We start from the raw sequence: 17,652 nt of genomic DNA, 5'->3' as shown, positions 1-17,652 counted from the left end.
CGCATGCGGGCGGCCTCTCTATCTAATTAATCCCTGGCGGTGCGCAGCGCAACCAGATTCGTCACGCGCGCGGCGCCCGCCGCCTTCAGCGCCTGCGCGGCCGCCGCGAGCGTCGCGCCGGACGTCATCACGTCGTCGACGAGCGCGATGTGGCGGCCGGCGACGCCGCCTGCCACCGCGAAAGCCGCCATCACGTTGTCGCGTCGTGCGTGCCGATCGAGCCGCGACTGCGGCGCGGTGTCGGCGACGCGCGTGAGCAAGGCTGCCTCCGCTGGCACGCCGAGCCGGCGCGCCAGCGGACGCGCGATCGCCCACGCCTGGTTGTAGCCGCGCGCGACGAGCCGCCGGTGCGACAGCGGTACCGGCGCGACGAGGTCGAAGCCCCCCGCGCCGCGCGTATCGTCGACCAGCCGTGCAAGCCGGGCTGCGAATTCACCACCGAGCGCGAGCTGTGCGTGAAATTTCAGGCCGCGCGCGAGCCCGTCGAGCGGCGCGCGGTAATCGGCAAGCGCGAGCGTCGCGTCGAACGGCGGCGGCGCGGTGCGGCACGCGTCGCACTGGTACAGGCCCGCGCGGCCGGCGCCGAGGCGACCGCCGCCGGCCGATCGCGCGTGTCCGACACCGAGCGGCAGCGCGCAGACCTCGCAGCGCAACTGCGCTTCATTCCAGTACGCGGCATCGCAGGCGCCGCAAATCACGGCGTGTGACAAATTGCCGCATAACGCGCAGCGATTCGGCAACGTGGCGGCGGCGACGCGCACGGCCAGCGTTCGAACCTGCGACAAAACGACGCGCAACGTGCGCTCGGCGGAACCGCGGACCATCGCAACACTCCTGGCACGCCGCCTCAATGAAGCTTGCGAGGCGAGCGAGTATACTTCGGGCTCTTCGCCAGTGTGCCCGACATGTCCCCAGCTTCGACTTCAACCGGCCGTCCGGCCAATGACACCAGGCGCCTGCGGCGGATCTTCGATCGCCGTGCCGCCACGTTCGATGCGGTTGCGTTCCTGCCGCGCGAGATCGCGCAGCGGATGAACGAGCGCCTCGAATACATCAAGGTGAGCCCCGCGGCCGTGCTCGATGCGGGCTGCGGCCCGGGCGACGACCTGCCGGCGCTGCGCGCGCGTTTTCCCGAAGCGCCGGTGTTCGGCGTGGACCTGTCCGGCGCGATGCTCGCGCGGGCCGGTCAGCGTGAAGTCGAGCAGACCACCTGGCGCCGCTGGCTGCCGGCGTCGCTCGGCCGGGCGCTGGGCCAGCGCGGCCCGCGCGTCGCGCAGGCCGATTTCGCCGCACTGCCGTTCCCGGGCGGCGCGTTCGACCTGATCTGGTCGAATCTCGCGCTTCACTGGCATTCGCGTCCCGATACCGTCTTCCCCGAATGGCAGCGCGTGCTGCGCGTGAACGGGCTGCTGATGTTCAGCACGCTCGGCCCCGACACGCTGCGCGAACTGCGCGCGGCCTGCGCGGACGCCGAAGCGGCGCTCGGCATCGCCCCGCCCGCCGCCCGCGTGATCGATTTCGTCGACATGCACGACCTCGGCGACATGCTCGTCGAGAGCGGCTTCGAGATTCCCGTGATGGACCAGGAAGTGCTGACCGTCACCTACAAGTCCCCCGATTCCCTGCTGGCCGACGTGCGCCGCTGGGGCGCCTATCCGTTCGAGCGGGCGACGCCGCAGCACGCGACGCGGCGCTTTCGCGCGGCGCTCGGCGACGCGCTGGACGCGCGCCGGCGCGAGGACGGCACGATTCCGCTGACGTTCGAGGTGATCTACGGCCACGCGTGGAAGGCCGTGCCGCGCACGACCGCCGAAGGGCACGGGATCGTGCGCATCGAGGACATCGGCAAGGGGCGTCCGAAGAATCGGTAAAGCGGTAAAGAGGGGTTTTGTTATGTCTGAAATTAGCGGCGCAAAGCGGGGTCGAATTGGCGGCCAAAACGGCCGGAAAGCTTGTCGCGCTTGGCTTGGCGGGCGATAGGCGCTTGCTTGTGGATGCCATTGAACCCGCCTATAATGCGTCAGCTTGTCGTCCCGGGGTCCCCGCAATACGGGGCGACGAGTCCGATGCAGGCATGCATCGCATGCCATTCGCGTGAGGCGGCGATGGAAGCAGCGAGGGTTTTGGCGGAGACGGCGGACAGCGAACCGGTCCTCGAAGACTGGCTCATGAAACGCAACTGTTCGGTGTCGCCACGCCAGTTCGTGCTGTTTTACGCGTCGCTCGCGGGCTTCTCGCTGGCGATCGCGGCGTTGCTGTTGTGGAGAGGGGTCTGGCTCGTCATGCCCTTTACCGGAATCGAGTTGCTGGCGGTGGGTGTCGCATTTGCGATCTATGCTCGCCATGCGGTCGATTACGAGCGCATCAGGCTGTTTCCGCACCGGCTCGTGATCGAGCGGATGGATGCGGAGCGGCTCACGCAGATCGAATTCAACCCGCGCTGGGTGCGGGTCGAGCCGGGTGCGACGCCACGCGATCCGATTCGGCTGGTATCGCGCGGGCAGACCGTCGTAATCGGGCAGCATCTCGCGCAGTACAAGCGTGCGCAGTTCGCCGACGAGCTGCGCGTGTCGCTCAGGCGCTGCGGCTGACGAGGCGCGGTCATTGGCCGGACGAGGCTGGTGGCTTGCGACGGGGGAGGGTTTGAATGGAAATTTTGGGTAAGGATGCTATGAAAACAATCAAGCGAGCCCTCACGGGCGTGCTGGCATGCAGCGGATTGCTCTTTGCCGGTGCGGCCCTGGCGGTCGGTGATAGCCCGGGCGGCCCCCGTGTCAACGAGATCAACTTTCAGCCGCCTGTCACGAAGATCGCCGAGGAGCTCTACGATCTCCACACGATGATGCTGATCCTGTGTACGGTGATCTTCGTCGGCGTGTTCGGCGTGATGTTCTATTCGATCTTCGCGCACCGCAAATCCAAGGGCCACAAGGCCGCCAATTTCCATGAAAGCACGACCGTCGAGATCATCTGGACGATCGTGCCGTTCGTCATCGTCGTGCTGATGGCGCTGCCGGCGACGAAGGCCGTCGTCGCGATGAAGGACACGACGAACGCCGATCTCACGATCAAGGTCACCGGCTACCAGTGGAAGTGGGGCTACGACTACGTGAAGGGCCCGGGCGAGGGCATCGGCTTCCTGTCGACGCTGACCACCCCGCGCGACGAAGTGATGGGCAAGAAGCCGATCACCGACACCTATCTGCAGGAAGTCGACAACCCGCTCGTCGTGCCGGTCAACAAGAAGATCCGCATCATCACGACCGCCAACGACGTCGTCCACTCGTGGTACGTGCCCGCGTTCGGCGTGAAGCAGGATGCGATCCCCGGCTTCGTGCGCGATACGTGGTTCAAGGCCGACAAGGTCGGCACGTTCCGCGGTTTCTGTACCGAGCTGTGCGGCAAGGAGCACGCGTACATGCCGGTCGTCGTCGAAGTCCTGTCGGACGACGACTACGCGAAGTGGGTCAGCGCGCAGAAGGCGAAGCTGGCCAGCGCGGCGGTCGACCCGAACAAGGTCTACACGATGGCCGAACTCGTCGCGCACGGCGAGGAAGTCTACAAGGCGAACTGCGCGGCCTGCCACCAGGTGAACGGCAAGGGCCTCGGCGCGTTCCCGGCGATGGACGGCAGCCCGATCGTGAACGGCCCGATCGCCGCGCACGTCGAGCGCGTGCTGCACGGCAAGGGCGCGATGCCGTCGTGGGCGTCGCTGTCGGACCTCGACATCGCTTCGGTCGTCACGTACGAACGCAACTCGTGGGGCAACCACAAGAACGACCTGCTGCAGCCGAAGCAAGTGGCTGACGCACGCAACGGCAAGCTGCCGGAAGACACGGCGGGCGCGGCAACGGCAGCGGCCCCGGCAGAAGCGGCTTCGGCACCGGCGCAAGCCGCGTCGGGCGCCGAGCAGCCGGCGGCAGCGGCATCGGCCGCGCTGTCGACGATCTACTTCGAGACGGGCAAGAGCGTGCTGCCGGCCGACGCGAAGGCGGCGATCGCCGCCGCGGCCGACTATGCGAAGGCACATCCGGACGCGAAGCTCGCGCTGTCGGGCTTCACCGACAAGACGGGCTCGGCCGACGCGAACGCCGAACTGGCGAAGCATCGCGCGCAGGCCGTGCGCGATGCGCTGAAGGCAGCAGGCGTGGCGGAAGACCACATTATTCTCAAAAAGCCGGAAACGATCACGGGCGGGGCTGACGCGAAGGAAGCCCGGCGTGTCGAGATCGGCCCGGCGGCTTGACGTGTCGCTGAGTTAGTCGACGTATTCGCATTAGGAGATTCTCATGTCTAGCATCGGGCACGACGTAGCCGCGGACCACGCGCACGACGACCACGCGCACGAAGCCCCGCACGGCTGGCGTCGCTGGCTGTTCGCCACCAACCACAAGGACATCGGTACGCTGTACCTGCTGTTCTCGTTCATCATGTTCCTGTCGGGCGGCGTGATGGCGCTCGGCATCCGTGCCGAGCTGTTCGAGCCGGGCCTGCAGATCATGCGTCCGGAGTTCTTCAACGAACTCACGACGATGCACGGCCTGATCATGGTGTTCGGCGCGATCATGCCGGCGTTCGTCGGCTTCGCGAACTGGATGATTCCGCTGCAGATCGGCGCATCCGACATGGCGTTCGCGCGGATGAACAACTTCAGCTTCTGGCTGCTGCCGGTCGCGGCCGTGCTGCTGGTCGGCTCGTTTTTCGCGCCGGGCGGCGCGACGGCCGCCGGCTGGACGCTGTACGCACCGCTGTCGACGCAGATGGGCCCGGGCATGGACTTCGCGATCTTCGCGGTCCACATCATGGGCGCATCGTCGATCATGGGCGGGATCAACATCGTCGTGACGATCCTGAACATGCGCGCACCGGGCATGACGCTGATGAAGATGCCGATGTTCGCGTGGACGTGGCTGATCACCGCGTACCTGCTGATCGCCGTGATGCCGGTTCTGGCGGGCGCGATCACGATGGTGCTGTTCGACCGCCACTTCGGCACGTCGTTCTTCAACGCGGCAGGCGGCGGCGACCCGGTGATGTACCAGCACATCTTCTGGTTCTTCGGCCACCCCGAGGTGTACATCATGATTCTGCCGGCGTTCGGGATCGTGTCGCAGGTGATCCCGGCGTTCGCACGCAAGACGCTGTTCGGCTACAGCTCGATGGTGTACGCGACGGCATCGATCGCGATCCTGTCGTTCATGGTCTGGGCGCACCACATGTTCGCCACGGGCATGCCGGTCACCGGCCAGCTGTTCTTCATGTACGCGACGATGCTGATCGCGGTGCCGACGGGCGTGAAGGTGTTCAACTGGCTCGCGACGATGTGGCGCGGCTCGATGACGTTCGAAACCCCGATGCTGTTCGCGATCGGCTTCCTGTTCGTGTTCACGTTCGGCGGCCTGACGGGCCTGATGCTCGCGATGGCGCCGCTCGACATCCAGTATCACGGCACCTACTTCGTGGTCGCGCACTTCCACTACGTGCTGGTGGCCGGCTCGCTGTTCGCGCTGTTCTCGGGCTGGTACTACTGGGCGCCGAAGTGGACGGGCTGGATGTACAACGAGACGCGCGGCAAGATCCACTTCTGGGCGTCGATGATCTTCTTCAACCTGACGTTCTTCCCGATGCACTTCGTCGGTCTCGCGGGCATGCCGCGCCGCTATGCGGATTACCCGGCGCAGTTCACGGACTTCAACCAGGTGGCGACGATCGGCGCATTCGGCTTCGGCCTCGCGCAGGTGTACTTCCTGTTTGCGGTCGCGCTGCCGGCCTACCGTGGCGGCGGCGAGCTGGAAAAGGCGTCGGACAAGCCGTGGGATGGCGCGACGGGCCTCGAGTGGACGGTACCGAGCCCGGCTCCGTTCCACACGTTCGAGCAACCGCCGCACGTCGAATAAGTTTCACCGAGCGTTCCGCCGCTGCCTGCCGCGCAGGCAGGCGCGGCGGGCGCGGAACGGAAGTTTCAGCGAAGTTTCAGATGACCCGGAATCCACCAGAAAGACGAACGCCCGAGCAGATCCGCGCGGGCAACAAGCGGCTCGGCCTCACCCTGCTCGTCATCGCCGCCGTTTTTTTCGTGGGTGTCGTGATCAAGCAGTGGTGGCTGTCCACCCACTGATGCAGTAACTGACGCAGTAGCGAGGAAGTCGTCGTATGTCGAAGCCGGAAGAGGGCGCCGTGGATCGTGCGTTCAATCGTTCGATGCTGGTGAAGCTCTTCGTCGTGGCCGGGCTGATGTTCGGTTTCGGCTTCGCGCTGATCCCGATGTATCGGGCGATCTGCCAGATCACCGGCATCAACAACCTGGTGCAGCGCGATGTCAGCGAGCGCGAGGTGAAGAACTCGCAGGTCGACACCAGCCGCACGGTGTCGGTCGAGTTCGATGCGAACGCGCGCGGGCCACTCGGGTTCAAGCCGGAGCACAACAGCCTCGACGTGCATCCGGGCGAACTGACGACGATCGTGTACGACGTGACGAACGGGCAGGGCCGGCCGGTCGTCGCGCAGGCGATTCCGAGCTACGCGCCGAAGCAGGCCACGGAGTTCTTCAAGAAGATCGAGTGCTTTTGCTTCACGCAGCAGACGCTGACCGCGAACGAGTCGCGCAAGATGCCGGTGGTGTTCGTGATCGACCCGAAATTGCCGAAGGACGTGAAGACGATCACGCTGTCGTACACGTTCTTCGAGCTGAATACTCCGGCCACGCCGGCACCGGCGCAGCGCAGTACGGCGGCGCAGGGTGCGGCGAAGCCGGACGCATGACGAAGGAGACGGGGCGATGACGGAGGTCAAGCGGAGCGGAACGTTCGGTCAGGCGCTGAAAGCGGTGCTGTGGTCGTTCTTCGGGGTGCGCAAGCGGCGCGACCTGGAGGCCGACGCGACGCAGCTCAATCCGCTGCACGTGCTGATCGTCGCGTTGCTCGCGGCCGGCGTGTTCATCGGCGTGCTGATCCTGATCGTGCGTGCCGTCGTGGGTTGAGGGCGCACGGCTAGTGGCGTGCGGCTAGCGGCGCACGGCTTAGCGGCTAGCAACGACGAAAGAATGCAGTGCGCGGCGCCACGGCGCGGCGTGCGGGAAAGCGCGGCGGCGGTCTCGCCGCGCAAGAAATAAAGCCGGAGCGGTTTCCGGTACACAAATTGGACTGAAGTGGAGAATCAAGCATGAGCGGTCAAAACCAGACCCCGTACTATTTCGTGCCGCATCCGTCGCAGCATCCGATCAGCGCGGCCATCGGCCTGCTGGTCATGCTCGGGTCGGCCGCGCTGTGGATCAACGGTCACGACTGGGCGCCGTTTACGGCGCTGCTCGGCCTGCTGTGGTTGCTCTTCACGCTGTATCACTGGTTCGGCGACGCGATCGCCGAATCGGAAGGCGGTCATTACGGCAAGAACGTCGACAAGTCGTACCGCTGGAGCATGAGCTGGTTCATCTTCTCGGAAGTCATGTTCTTCGGCGCATTCTTCGGCGCGCTGTTCTATGCGCGTGAAATCGCGCTGCACCAGCTCGGCAGCCTCGATTACAAGCTGATCTGGCCGGACTTCTCCGCCGTGTGGCCGAACGAAGGCCCCGCCGCGCTCGCCGGTCACTTCAAGACGATGGGTCCGTGGCCGATCCCGACGCTGAACACCGCGTTCCTGCTGTCGTCGGGCGTGACGCTGACGATCTCGCACCACGCGCTGCGCGACGATCATCGCAAGAAGGCGATCGCCTGGCTGGCCGCGACGCTCGTGTTCGGTATCTGCTTCCTGTTCCTGCAGGGTTTCGAGTACTACCACGCGTACAACGAACTGAACCTGACGCTGAACTCGGGCGTGTACGGTTCGACGTTCTTCCTGCTGACGGGCTTCCACGGCTTCCACGTGTTCCTCGGCGGCACGATGCTCGCGGTGGTCCTGGTGCGGATGATCCGCGGCCACTTCAAGCCCGATCATCACTTCGCCTTCGAAGGCGCCGCGTGGTACTGGCACTTCGTCGACGTCGTCTGGCTCGGCCTGTACGTCGTCGTCTACTGGCTGTAAATGGAACGACGGCCCGCGCAGCGATGCGCGGGCCGTTTTCATTGGTGTCGTGGCCGCGGCGGCGAAGCCGCGAGCGATACCACCCTGGCGCCGCCGCGACTCAGTCAGGCGGCGCTTTTGCTTGGTGGCGCGGCCGTGCGGCTAAATGTCACAGCGGCCGGCGCGGCAACGGCATCAACGCCCGATCGGCAGGCCGGTCGAATGGATCCAGCCCATCCAGTTCGCGAACAGGATGAGCAGGAACAGCGACACCGACAGCCCGACGCGGGTGGCGAGCGACCAGACCATGCGCTTCGTATGGCCGCGGTCGTGCATCATGAAGTAGAGCGCCGAGCCCATGCTGGCAATGATGAGGACGAAGGCGATGGGAACGAGTATGTGCATGACACGAACCGGACGACGGCAATTCGAAAGGAAGAGGATAATTATCGCACTTCGCTTTCGCGCAGGTGCCGGGCGGGCCGCATGATGAAGATCCGCTGGCTGCCCGCGCTGCTGATCCTCGTCGTCGTCGCCGTCACGATCCGTCTCGGCTTCTGGCAGCGCGACCGCGCGCACCAGAAGGAAACGCTGCAGGCGAGCATCGAGCGCTACGAACGGGCGGCGCCCGTCGACATCGGCGCGCAGCCGGTGCCGCTCGCGTCGATCGAGTTTCATCGCGTACGGGCAAAGGGCCGTTTCATGCCCGAGCAGGCGGTGTTCCTCGACAATCGGCCGTATAACGACCAGCCGGGTTTTTACGTCGTGATGCCGTTTAAACTCACGGGCGGCGGCGTCGTGCTCGTGAACCGCGGCTGGCTGCCGCGCAACATCGCCGATCGCACGGCGATCGAACCGTTCGCGACGCCGGCGGGCGACATCGAGATCGTCGGCATCGCACGCGCCGACGCGTCGCGCGCGTTCGAGCTCGGCGAAGGCGGGTCGGCCGCGCATCAGAAGATCCGGCAGAACCTCGACGTCGCCGCGTATGCGAAGGAAACGGGGCTGCCGCTGCAGCCGTTCGTGATCCAGCAGACGAGCGACGACGGCGACAAGCTCGTGCGCGACTGGCCGGCGGCGACGACCGGCGTCGAGCGCAATTACGGTTACATGTTTCAGTGGTGGGCGATGGCGGCGGCCGCGCTCGGCTTCGGCCTGTACGCCGCGCGGCGTGCGGCGAAGAAGTCGGCCGGCGCGTGAGCGTCATGCCAGGACGCGGCGCCGGCGCCGCGGGTTCGTTTCGAGAGGTCTGATTTGTCCATGCAATCTCCCCGTCAGGGTCCGGCCGCTGCGCCGATGTCGCCCGCGGCCCGCAAGCGCGGCCGCTGGATGCTCGTGCTGCTGGGTCTCGTGTGCGCCGCGCCGATGATCGCGTCGTACTTCACCTATTACGTGATCAAGCCGAAGGGCGGGTCGACGAACTACGGCACGCTGATCGAGCCGCAACGCCCGATCCCGGCGGATCTGCAGGTCACCGACGAAACCGGCAAGACGGTGCCGCTGTCGTCGCTGCGCGGCGTCTGGCTGTTCGTGATGACCGACCGCAGCGCGTGCGACGACGCCTGCGCGCAGAAGCTCTATTTCATGCGCCAGATCCGCGTCACGCAGGCGGGCGAACGGCACCGGATCACGATGGTGTGGCTGCGCAGCGATGCGGGCGCGGTGCCGCAGAAGGTGCTGGACGCGTATCCGGACACGCGCCGGCTCGTCGCCGATCCGGCCGCGGTGGCCGCGTGGCTGCCGGCCGATGCCGGCACGAAGGACAGCGACCACATCTACATGGTCGACCCGAACGGCAACCTGATGATGCGTTTCCCGAAAGACCCGAATCCCAGCAAGATCAAGTCGGACGTGACGAAGCTGCTGAAGTGGTCGAGCATCGGTTAAGGCGAGAGAACGAGGCACCATTCCGATGTCGTATCTACTGCAACTCGGCCTGATCGGCTTGTGCATCGCGCTGCTGCCGCTGTCGTACGTGTGGGTGAAGGCCGACGACGACAAGTTCCGCAAGCTCGTGTGGATCACCACGTTCCTGACGCTCGACCTCGTGATGTTCGGCGGCTTCACGCGGCTGACCGATTCGGGCCTCGGCTGCCCCGACTGGCCCGGCTGCTACGGTACGTCGTCGCCGTTCATCGCGCACGCCGCGATCACGGCCGCGCACCAGGCGATGCCGACCGGGCCGGTCAGCATGACGAAGGCGTGGATCGAGATGATCCACCGCTATTTCGCGATGGCGATCGGCGTGCTGATCATCGCGCAGACGGTGATCGCATGGGCCGCGCGGCTGCGCCGCCGCCCGCTGCACGTGTCGCCATGGTGGCCGACGAGCCTGCTGCTGCTGATTCTCGTGCAGGGCGCGTTCGGCGCATGGACGGTCACGATGAAGCTGCAACCGGTGATCGTCACGATCCACCTGCTGCTCGGCCTCACGCTGCTCGGCACGCTGGGCTGGCTCGCGGCGCGGCAGACGCCGCTGCCGTCGTATGACCCCGAGGCCGGGCGTTACCGTGCGGCCGCGCTCGCGGCGCTCGTGCTGCTGGTCGTGCAGATCGCGCTCGGCGGCTGGGTGAGCACCAACTACGCGGTGCTCGCGTGCACCGACTTCCCGACCTGCAACGGCCAGTGGATTCCGCCGATGGACTTCCAGCACGGCTTCCACCTGTGGCGCGCGCTCGGAATGACGAAGGACGGCGACGCGATCACGCAGGACGCGCTGGTCGCGATCCACTGGACGCACCGCACGTTCGCGTTCGTCGTGGTCGCGTATCTGGTCGCGTTCGCGCTGAAGATGCGCCGCTTCGACTCGCTGCGGCGGCCCGCGAACGGCGTGCTGCTGGTCGTCCTGCTGCAGTTCGTGACGGGCCTGACCAACATCGTGCTGCAGTGGCCGCTGCCCGTCGCCGTCGCGCACAACGGCGGGGCCGCGATCCTGCTGCTGCTCGTCGTCATGTTAAACTTTCGCATCCTTTCAAGCCGCCCCGGCCGTGTCGCGCAGCCTGCGCGCGACGCCGCCCCGGCGTGACCGTCCCCATGCAAAGCACCCTCTCCCAATCGCCCGGTAGCCGCTTTTCCCAGTACATGGCGCTGACGAAGCCGCGTGTCACGCAGCTCGCGGTGTTCTGCGCGGTGATCGGCATGTTCCTCGCGACGCCGGGTATGGTGCCGTGGCATGTGCTGATCGGCGGCACCGTCGGCATCTGGCTGCTGGCCGGCGCCGCGTTCGCGATCAACTGCCTCGTCGAACAGAAGATCGACGCGATGATGCGCCGCACCGCGTGGCGTCCGTCCGCGCGCGGCGAGATCACGACGCCGCAGATCCTGCTGTTCTCGGCCGTGCTCGGCAGCGTCGGCGCATGGACGCTCTATACGTTCACGAACCCGCTGACGATGTGGCTGACGATCGCGACGTTCGTCGGCTACGCGGTGATCTACACGCTGCTGCTCAAGCCGATGACGCCGCAGAACATCGTGATCGGCGGCGCGTCGGGCGCGATGCCGCCGGCGCTCGGCTGGGCCGCCGTCACCGGCGCGGTGCCGGGCGACGCGTGGATCCTCGTGCTGATCATCTTCGTCTGGACGCCGCCGCATTTCTGGGTGCTCGCGCTGTATCGCCGCAAGGATTACGAGAACGCCGGGCTGCCGATGCTGCCCGTCACGCACGGCGAGAAGTTCACGCGGCTGCACATCCTGCTGTACACGGTGATCCTGTTCGCGGTCACGCTGATGCCGTTCATTTCCGGGATGAGCGGGGCCGTCTACCTGACGAGCGCGGTGCTGCTCGGCGCGGTGTTTCTCGCGTATGCGTGGAAGATCCATCGCGACTATTCGGACGAACTCGCCCGCAAGGCCTTCCGCTATTCGATCGTCTATCTGTCGCTGCTGTTTGCCGCGCTGCTCGTCGATCACTATGCACGCCCGCTGCTCGGCGTGTAACCGCACGGTTTGAACGCAATGCTTCCATCACGGTTCGGGCGCCGCGCGCGCCAAGGCTGGATGCTCGCGTGCGCATTCACGGCAGCGCTGCTGCTCGCCGGATGCGACAACGCGCCGAAATTCCAGAATCTCGACATCACCGGCAACACGCAGTTCGGCTCCGATTTCTCGCTGCCCGATACCACCGGCAAGGTGCGCACGCTCGCCGACTTCAAGGGTAAGGCCGTCGTGATGTTCTTCGGCTATACGCACTGCCCGGACGTGTGCCCGACCACGATGGCCGAATTGTCCGAAGCGCTGAAGCAGCTCGGCCCCGACGCCGCGAAGCGCGTGCAGGTGCTGTTCGTCACCGTCGATCCGGAACGCGACACGCCGGCGCTGCTCGGCCAGTACGTGCCCGCGTTCGATCCGTCGTTCATCGGCCTGCGGCCGGCCGACGAAGCGGCGCTGAAGAAGGTCACGAAGGATTTCCGCGTGTACTACGCGAAGGTGCCCGGCAAGACGCCCGGCAGTTACACGATGGATCACACGGCCGCGAGCTACGTGTTCGACCGCGACGGCAAGCTGCGCCTGTTCGTGCGCGATGGCCAGGGCCCGGCCCCGTGGGTCCACGACCTGAAGCTGCTGGTCGACTGACCGGCAACCGCCGGGCGCCCGGCCCGGCGGTTCGCGTGACGGCCGTTTTCGCGCCGTCGCGTTTTCCCGCTCTCGTTGTCGTGCGCATGCGCTGCCCGCCGGGCGGCGCGTCGGCATGCGCGCGTATTGCGTGCGTATTGCGCCGACGCCGCGTTACGGCAACGCCGGCACGTTGAAGCCCGACGCGGCGCGCGTGATCCGGAATTCCGTCACGCGATAGGTGGCGAGCCCCTCGGTGACGAACGGGTCGGTTTCGAGGATCGCGTCGAGTTCGTCGCGATCGATGCGGGCCGCGAGGATCACGCCGCCTTCGCGCGGCACCTTCGGCCCCGCCGCGATGAAGATGCCCTTGTCGAACTGCGGCTGCAGGTACGCGCGGTGGCGTTCGAGCGCGTCGTCGATGCGCTCGAGCGACGCGGTGTAGTGGATGTCGATGACGTACATGGATGGCCCTGGAATGATGCCGGCGCCTTGTGCGCCGGTCAGCCGGTCTTTTTAGCACAGCGGATGCGGGCTGTCGCGCCGGCGGGCGGTGCGTTTGTCGATCTCCGGTTCGCCGGGTTCGCGTGTATTCAAGATGTAAGCCTCGTTGCCGTAAATAAAAGAGCAACCGTTTGCGCGCGGCAGGCCGTTCGCGCGCCGGATGCATCGACATCGACAGAGGCACGCAGATGAGCAGAATGAGTTTGAACCGCAAGCTGTGGCTCGCGCTTGCGCTGGTATGGATCGGTCTTCTGGGCGTCGGCGCATGGAGCGCCTACGAGACGCGCGCGACGATGCTCGCCGAACGCAAGGCCGGCATCGCGAATCTCGTCGACTCGGCGGCGGGCATCGTGAAGGCCTATCACGCGCTCGCGCAGAACGGCACGCTGCCCGAGGCCGACGCGAAGCGCGACGCGCTCGCGCGCCTGGCCGCGATGCGCTACGGCGATTCGGGCTATGTGTTCGTGATGGATTCGAAGCCGGTCGTGCTGATGCATCCGACGCTGCCGAAGCTCGTCGACACGCAGGTCGGCGACTATCTCGATCCGGACGGCAAGCCGCTGTTCGTGACGATCCTGAACGCCGCGAAGGCAACCGGCAGCGGATTCGCCGAATATCGCGGGCGCTTGCCGCACAGCGAGACGGCCGTGCCGAAGATCAGCTACGTCACGCGGTTCGCGCCGTGGGACTGGAACATCTCGAGCGGCGTGTTCCTGAAGGACATCGACACCGTCTACTACCGGACGCTGCTCGGCCACCTGGCCGTGGTGTTCGTGATCGGCTTCGTGATCAGCGCGGCGATGCTGGTGATCATCCGCAACGTGCGCGGCAGCCTCGGCGGCGAGCCGGACGAAGCGGCCGCGCTCGCGGCGCGCATCGCGCAGGGCGACCTCACGCTGCCGGTGCCGGTGCGCGCGGGCGACCGCACGAGCATGATGGCCGCGATGCACGACATGCAGGCGCGGCTGCAGGCGACGATCGGCGGGATTCGCCAGTCGGCCGAAGCGATCGCGTCGGCGAGCCGCCAGATCTCGGCCGGCAACGACGACCTGTCGCAGCGCACCGAGGAGCAGGCCGCGTCGCTCGAGGAAACGGCCGCGAGCATGGAGCAGCTGACCGCGACGGTGAAGCAGAACGCCGACAACGCGCGGCAGGCGAGCGGGCTCGCGAACAACGCGTCGGACATCGCGCGCACCGGCAGCGACGTCGTGAACCGCGTGATCGGCACGATGGGCGAGATCGACGACAGTTCGCGCAAGATCGCCGACATCATCGGCGTGATCGAGGGCATCGCATTCCAGACCAACATCCTCGCGCTGAACGCGGCGGTCGAGGCCGCCCGTGCGGGCGAGCAGGGGCGCGGCTTCGCGGTGGTCGCGGGCGAGGTGCGTTCGCTCGCGCAGCGCAGCGCGACGGCCGCGAAGGAGATTCGCGAGCTGATCGTCGATTCGGTCGAGCGCGTGCGCAATGGCTCGACGCTGGTCGGCCAGGCCGGCACGACGATGGGCGAGATCCTGCAGGCGGTCGCGCGCGTGACCGACATCATGGGCGAGATCGCGGCCGCGTCCGAGGAGCAGGCGAGCGGCATCACGCAGGTCGGGCGCGCGGTCACGCAGATGGACCAGGTGACGCAGCAGAACGCGGCGCTGGTCGAGGAAGCCGCGGCGGCGGCCGCGTCGCTGCAGGAGCAGGCCGTACGGCTGCGCGACGCGGTCGGCGCGTTCCGGGTCGGCAATACCGGCGGCGCGTCGCCGCGCGGAGCCGGCGCGCGGGCAGCCGAGCCGGCCTTCGGCAAGCAGACGGCCGACGAGGCGGTGGCGGCGTGACGCGGTCGGTCGACGGACCGATGCGTTGAGTGAGAAATGCAACTAACGGCCGAGTCGACACGTCGGCCGCCAGCACTGCGCTGGTGCATACCCATATGAGCGGGATGTATTTCACTTCGCGCCGATCCTGTGACACCATTTGGCCCTTCCTGCGAGTCCGGGCATACCCGTATCGCGCCCCATTTCAAGTAAGCAAGCAAGCGAGAAACAGATGAAGCGTCGCAGTCTCCTGAAGGTATTTTCCGTGCTGGCCACCGGTGCCGCGCTGACGCTGTCGGCCGGTGCGCACGCCGAAGACAAGGTGATCAAGGTCGGCACGGTCGCCGGCCCGGATTCGGAAGTGTGGCAAGTCGTGCAGAAGGTCGCGAAAGAGAAGGAAGGCCTGAACGTGAAGGTCATCGAGTTCAACGACTACGTGCAGCCGAACGCGGCGCTCGATTCGGGCGACCTCGACGCGAACAGCTTCCAGCACCAGCCCTACCTCGACAGCCAGGTGAAGCAGCGCGGCTACAAGATCGTCAGCGCGGGCCTGACCTACATCTCGCCGATCGGCGTGTACTCGAAGAAGTTCAAGTCGCTGAAGGATCTGCCGCAGGGCGCGAAGCTCGCGGTGCCGAACGATCCGTCGAACGAAAACCGCGCGCTGCTGCTGCTGCAGACGCAAGGCGTGATCAAGCTGAAGGCGGGCGCCGGCACGGGCGGCAACAACGCGACGGTGCTCGACATCGCCGAGAACCCGAAGAAGCTGAAGATCTCCGAACTCGACGCCGCGCAACTGCCGCGCGTGCTGTCGGACGTCGATGCGGCCGTGATCAACACGAACTACGCGCTGGCCGCGAACCTGCAGCCGACCAAGGACGCGATCGCGCTCGAGGCGCTGACGAGTCCGTACGCGAACCTGATCGCCGTGCGCGCGAAGGACAAGGATCAGCCGTGGGTGAAGAAGCTGGTCAAGGCGTACCAGTCGCCGGAAGTGAAGGAATTTATCAAGAAGCAGTTCAAGGGCTCGATGGTCGCGTCGTTCTGAACGCCGCTCACCGGTCGGACCGCTGAACGAACAGGGCCTGCATCGCGCAGGCCCTTTTTCATTGGCGCGGCAGGTGCGCCTACATCTCGCCGCGCCGCGAGCAGATCGACATGATCTGCTGGATCGCGTAGTTGTCGCGCACGCCGGGCAGCGACTGCACGACGCACTCGTGAAAGCGCCGCTCGCGCGGCAGCAGCATCGCGTTGTTGCGGTACAGCGCGTCGCACGAGCGCTGGATCAACTGGGCCGCCGCGCCGTTGCGGCTTTCGCGCAGCGCATTGAGCATGCAGTCGTCGTATGGCGCGCTGCCGTCGGTCAGCGCGAACGCCGCGTCCGGCAGCGCCAGCGCGACGGCGGCGAACGCGACGGCTCGGATACCCCGTTTCATCTGCCCTCCGATGGAGTGGATTGGGTCGGCCGACAGCATAGCGTAAAGCCATGAGCACGGCTGACGCGTTGGCCGCCGCGCGCCGGAGCCGCCACCGGCGGGGCTTTGGACGCCTTCGCGGGGCTTCGGCGAGGGCGGCGTCCGGCGGGCCGTGTGAAAGCGTGGAGTCAGGCGGTGGTCTGCGGAAATGGTATCCTCGTGCGTTCGCCGCTGCATGCTTTCCCGGAGCATGCGCGGGCCGATCGCCCGCGTTTCGTACGCACGGGCGGCGCCCGCCCGACGGCGGCGGGAATCCATCATCCAGAACCGACACAATACGGGGGAGACATACCCATGAAGCGATTCAAGACTTTCGCGATCCGTTCGATCACGGCCGGCGTCGCCGCACTCGCGCTGGCCGGCGCCGCGCATGCCCAGACCGTCAAGGTGCTGTCGATCGTCGACCATCCGGCGCTCGATGCGATCCGCGACGGCGTGCGCGCCGAACTGAAGGCGGAAGGTTACGGCGACGACAAGCTCAAGTGGGAATACCAGAGCGCGCAGGGCAACACGGGCACGGCCGCGCAGATCGCGCGCAAGTTCGTCGGCGACAAGCCCGACGTGATCGTCGCGATCGCGACGCCGGCCGCGCAGTCGGTCGTCGCCGCGACGAAGAGCGTGCCGGTCGTCTACTCGGGCGTGACCGACCCGGTCGCCGCGCAGCTCGTGAAGGGCTGGGGCCCGTCGGGCACCAACGTGACGGGCGTGTCCGACAAGCTGCCGCTCGATCGCCAGGTCGCGCTGATCAAGCGCGTCGTGCCGAATGCGAAGACGGTCGGCATGGTCTACAACCCGGGCGAGGCGAATTCGGTCGTCGTCGTGAAGGAGCTCAAGGAGATCCTCGCGAAGCAGGGGATGACGCTGAAGGAAGCGGCCGCGCCGCGTACCGTCGACATCGGCCCGGCCGCGAAGAGCCTGATCGGCAAGGTCGACGTGATCTACACGAACACCGACAACAACGTCGTGTCCGCGTACGAAGCGCTCGTGAAGGTCGCGAACGAAGCGAAGATCCCGCTTGTCGCGGGCGATACCGACAGCGTGAAGCGCGGCGGCATCGCGGCGCTCGGCATCAACTACGGCGACCTCGGCCGCCAGACGGGCAAGGTCGTCGCGCGCATCCTGAAGGGCGAGAAGCCGGGCGCGATCGCGTCGGAGACGAGCAGCAACCTCGAGCTGTTCGTCAATACGGGCGCGGCCGCGAAGCAGGGCGTCACGTTGTCGCCGGATCTCGTCAAGGAAGCGAAGACGGTCATCAAGTAAGCCGCGGCCCGACCGCCGCGCTGGCAGGCCCGATCCGGGCCTCGACGACATCGCCGGAC

The 17,652-nt window shown here is 66.6% G+C and carries 20 protein-coding genes; 16 read left to right on the top strand and 4 right to left on the bottom strand.

The window, feature by feature from the left end:
* Positions 1 to 26: 26 nt before the first annotated feature.
* Positions 27 to 824 (bottom strand): ComF family protein, encoded by a 798-nt coding sequence (locus AP428_RS11850; protein WP_054928063.1) that lies wholly within the window; start codon positions 822 to 824, stop codon positions 27 to 29.
* 81 nt (positions 825 to 905) lie between these two features.
* On the opposite strand from AP428_RS11850, the gene AP428_RS11845 reads away from it, so the two are divergent.
* The 8 genes from AP428_RS11845 (at position 906) to AP428_RS11815 (ending at position 8,019) form a co-directional block, all read left to right on the top strand.
* Positions 906 to 1,871, top strand: a complete 966-nt coding sequence (locus tag AP428_RS11845; protein ID WP_011546278.1) for a methyltransferase domain-containing protein — start codon at positions 906 to 908, stop codon at positions 1,869 to 1,871.
* A gap of 195 nt (positions 1,872 to 2,066) precedes the next feature.
* Positions 2,067 to 2,591: a DUF2244 domain-containing protein gene (locus AP428_RS11840; protein WP_011546277.1), complete on the top strand. Its 525-nt coding sequence runs from the start codon at positions 2,067 to 2,069 to the stop codon at positions 2,589 to 2,591.
* 56 nt (positions 2,592 to 2,647) lie between these two features.
* A complete protein-coding gene (gene coxB / locus AP428_RS11835; protein WP_011694413.1) occupies positions 2,648 to 4,246 on the top strand; it encodes a cytochrome c oxidase subunit II in 1,599 nt (532 codons plus the stop codon).
* A gap of 43 nt (positions 4,247 to 4,289) precedes the next feature.
* Positions 4,290 to 5,897 carry a cytochrome c oxidase subunit I gene (gene ctaD / locus AP428_RS11830; protein ID WP_006477731.1) on the top strand — a complete coding sequence of 536 codons (1,608 nt, stop codon included), beginning with the start codon at positions 4,290 to 4,292 and terminating at the stop codon, positions 5,895 to 5,897.
* Between the two features lie 80 nt (positions 5,898 to 5,977).
* Positions 5,978 to 6,118, top strand: coding sequence for a cytochrome oxidase small assembly protein (locus AP428_RS37160; RefSeq protein WP_011546274.1), 141 nt, complete (start codon positions 5,978 to 5,980; stop codon positions 6,116 to 6,118).
* A 35-nt stretch (positions 6,119 to 6,153) separates the two neighbouring features.
* Positions 6,154 to 6,762 carry a cytochrome c oxidase assembly protein gene (locus AP428_RS11825; protein ID WP_006477732.1) on the top strand — a complete coding sequence of 203 codons (609 nt, stop codon included), beginning with the start codon at positions 6,154 to 6,156 and terminating at the stop codon, positions 6,760 to 6,762.
* A 16-nt stretch (positions 6,763 to 6,778) separates the two neighbouring features.
* Complete coding sequence (locus tag AP428_RS11820; RefSeq protein ID WP_011546273.1) at positions 6,779 to 6,979, top strand: DUF2970 domain-containing protein; 201 nt, start codon at positions 6,779 to 6,781, stop codon at positions 6,977 to 6,979.
* 182 nt (positions 6,980 to 7,161) lie between these two features.
* On the top strand, positions 7,162 to 8,019 hold the full coding sequence (locus AP428_RS11815) for a cytochrome c oxidase subunit 3 (RefSeq protein ID WP_006477734.1): 858 nt from the start codon (positions 7,162 to 7,164) through the stop codon (positions 8,017 to 8,019).
* A gap of 174 nt (positions 8,020 to 8,193) precedes the next feature.
* Here AP428_RS11815 and AP428_RS11810 read toward each other — a convergent pair whose 3' ends face one another.
* Entirely contained in the window at positions 8,194 to 8,403 is a 210-nt protein-coding gene (locus AP428_RS11810; RefSeq protein ID WP_006477735.1) for a twin transmembrane helix small protein, read from the bottom strand.
* An 84-nt stretch (positions 8,404 to 8,487) separates the two neighbouring features.
* On the opposite strand from AP428_RS11810, the gene AP428_RS11805 reads away from it, so the two are divergent.
* The 5 genes from AP428_RS11805 to AP428_RS11785 are packed head-to-tail and all read left to right on the top strand — an operon-like array spanning position 8,488 to position 12,570.
* On the top strand, positions 8,488 to 9,198 hold the full coding sequence (locus AP428_RS11805; RefSeq protein ID WP_054928079.1) for an SURF1 family protein: 711 nt from the start codon (positions 8,488 to 8,490) through the stop codon (positions 9,196 to 9,198).
* Between the two features lie 60 nt (positions 9,199 to 9,258).
* Positions 9,259 to 9,885, top strand: coding sequence for a cytochrome c oxidase subunit I (locus tag AP428_RS11800; protein ID WP_006477737.1), 627 nt, complete (start codon positions 9,259 to 9,261; stop codon positions 9,883 to 9,885).
* A 25-nt stretch (positions 9,886 to 9,910) separates the two neighbouring features.
* Positions 9,911 to 11,023, top strand: a complete 1,113-nt coding sequence (locus AP428_RS11795; protein ID WP_011546270.1) for a heme A synthase — start codon at positions 9,911 to 9,913, stop codon at positions 11,021 to 11,023.
* 8 nt (positions 11,024 to 11,031) lie between these two features.
* On the top strand, positions 11,032 to 11,934 hold the full coding sequence (cyoE, locus tag AP428_RS11790) for a heme o synthase (RefSeq protein WP_006477738.1): 903 nt from the start codon (positions 11,032 to 11,034) through the stop codon (positions 11,932 to 11,934).
* 18 nt (positions 11,935 to 11,952) lie between these two features.
* Positions 11,953 to 12,570 carry an SCO family protein gene (locus AP428_RS11785; RefSeq protein WP_050014818.1) on the top strand — a complete coding sequence of 206 codons (618 nt, stop codon included), beginning with the start codon at positions 11,953 to 11,955 and terminating at the stop codon, positions 12,568 to 12,570.
* Between the two features lie 153 nt (positions 12,571 to 12,723).
* Here AP428_RS11785 and AP428_RS11780 read toward each other — a convergent pair whose 3' ends face one another.
* On the bottom strand, positions 12,724 to 13,014 hold the full coding sequence (locus AP428_RS11780; protein WP_006477740.1) for a YciI family protein: 291 nt from the start codon (positions 13,012 to 13,014) through the stop codon (positions 12,724 to 12,726).
* A gap of 227 nt (positions 13,015 to 13,241) precedes the next feature.
* Between AP428_RS11780 and AP428_RS11775 the strand changes: the two genes are divergently transcribed.
* Both AP428_RS11775 and AP428_RS11770 read left to right on the top strand, forming a co-directional pair.
* Positions 13,242 to 14,879, top strand: coding sequence for a methyl-accepting chemotaxis protein (locus AP428_RS11775; protein WP_011546269.1), 1,638 nt, complete (start codon positions 13,242 to 13,244; stop codon positions 14,877 to 14,879).
* Positions 14,880 to 15,090: 211 nt separating this feature from the next.
* Positions 15,091 to 15,906, top strand: coding sequence for a MetQ/NlpA family ABC transporter substrate-binding protein (locus AP428_RS11770; RefSeq protein WP_006477742.1), 816 nt, complete (start codon positions 15,091 to 15,093; stop codon positions 15,904 to 15,906).
* Between the two features lie 79 nt (positions 15,907 to 15,985).
* On the opposite strand, the gene AP428_RS11765 is transcribed toward AP428_RS11770, so the two are convergent.
* Entirely contained in the window at positions 15,986 to 16,294 is a 309-nt protein-coding gene (locus AP428_RS11765; RefSeq protein WP_011694411.1) for a VF_A0006 family four-cysteine protein, read from the bottom strand.
* Between the two features lie 333 nt (positions 16,295 to 16,627).
* Here AP428_RS11765 and AP428_RS11760 point away from each other — a divergent pair, with 333 nt between their 5' ends.
* Positions 16,628 to 17,593 carry an ABC transporter substrate-binding protein gene (locus AP428_RS11760; RefSeq protein WP_006486371.1) on the top strand — a complete coding sequence of 322 codons (966 nt, stop codon included), beginning with the start codon at positions 16,628 to 16,630 and terminating at the stop codon, positions 17,591 to 17,593.
* The last annotated feature ends 59 nt before the right edge of the window (positions 17,594 to 17,652 follow it).

The organism is Burkholderia sp. E168m22, assembly GCF_001319805.1.
Taxonomy (GTDB): Bacteria; Pseudomonadota; Gammaproteobacteria; order Burkholderiales; family Burkholderiaceae; genus Burkholderia; species Burkholderia orbicola.
Note: the sequence above shows the minus strand (reverse complement) of the source record. Positions and strands in the feature narration are given on the sequence as shown.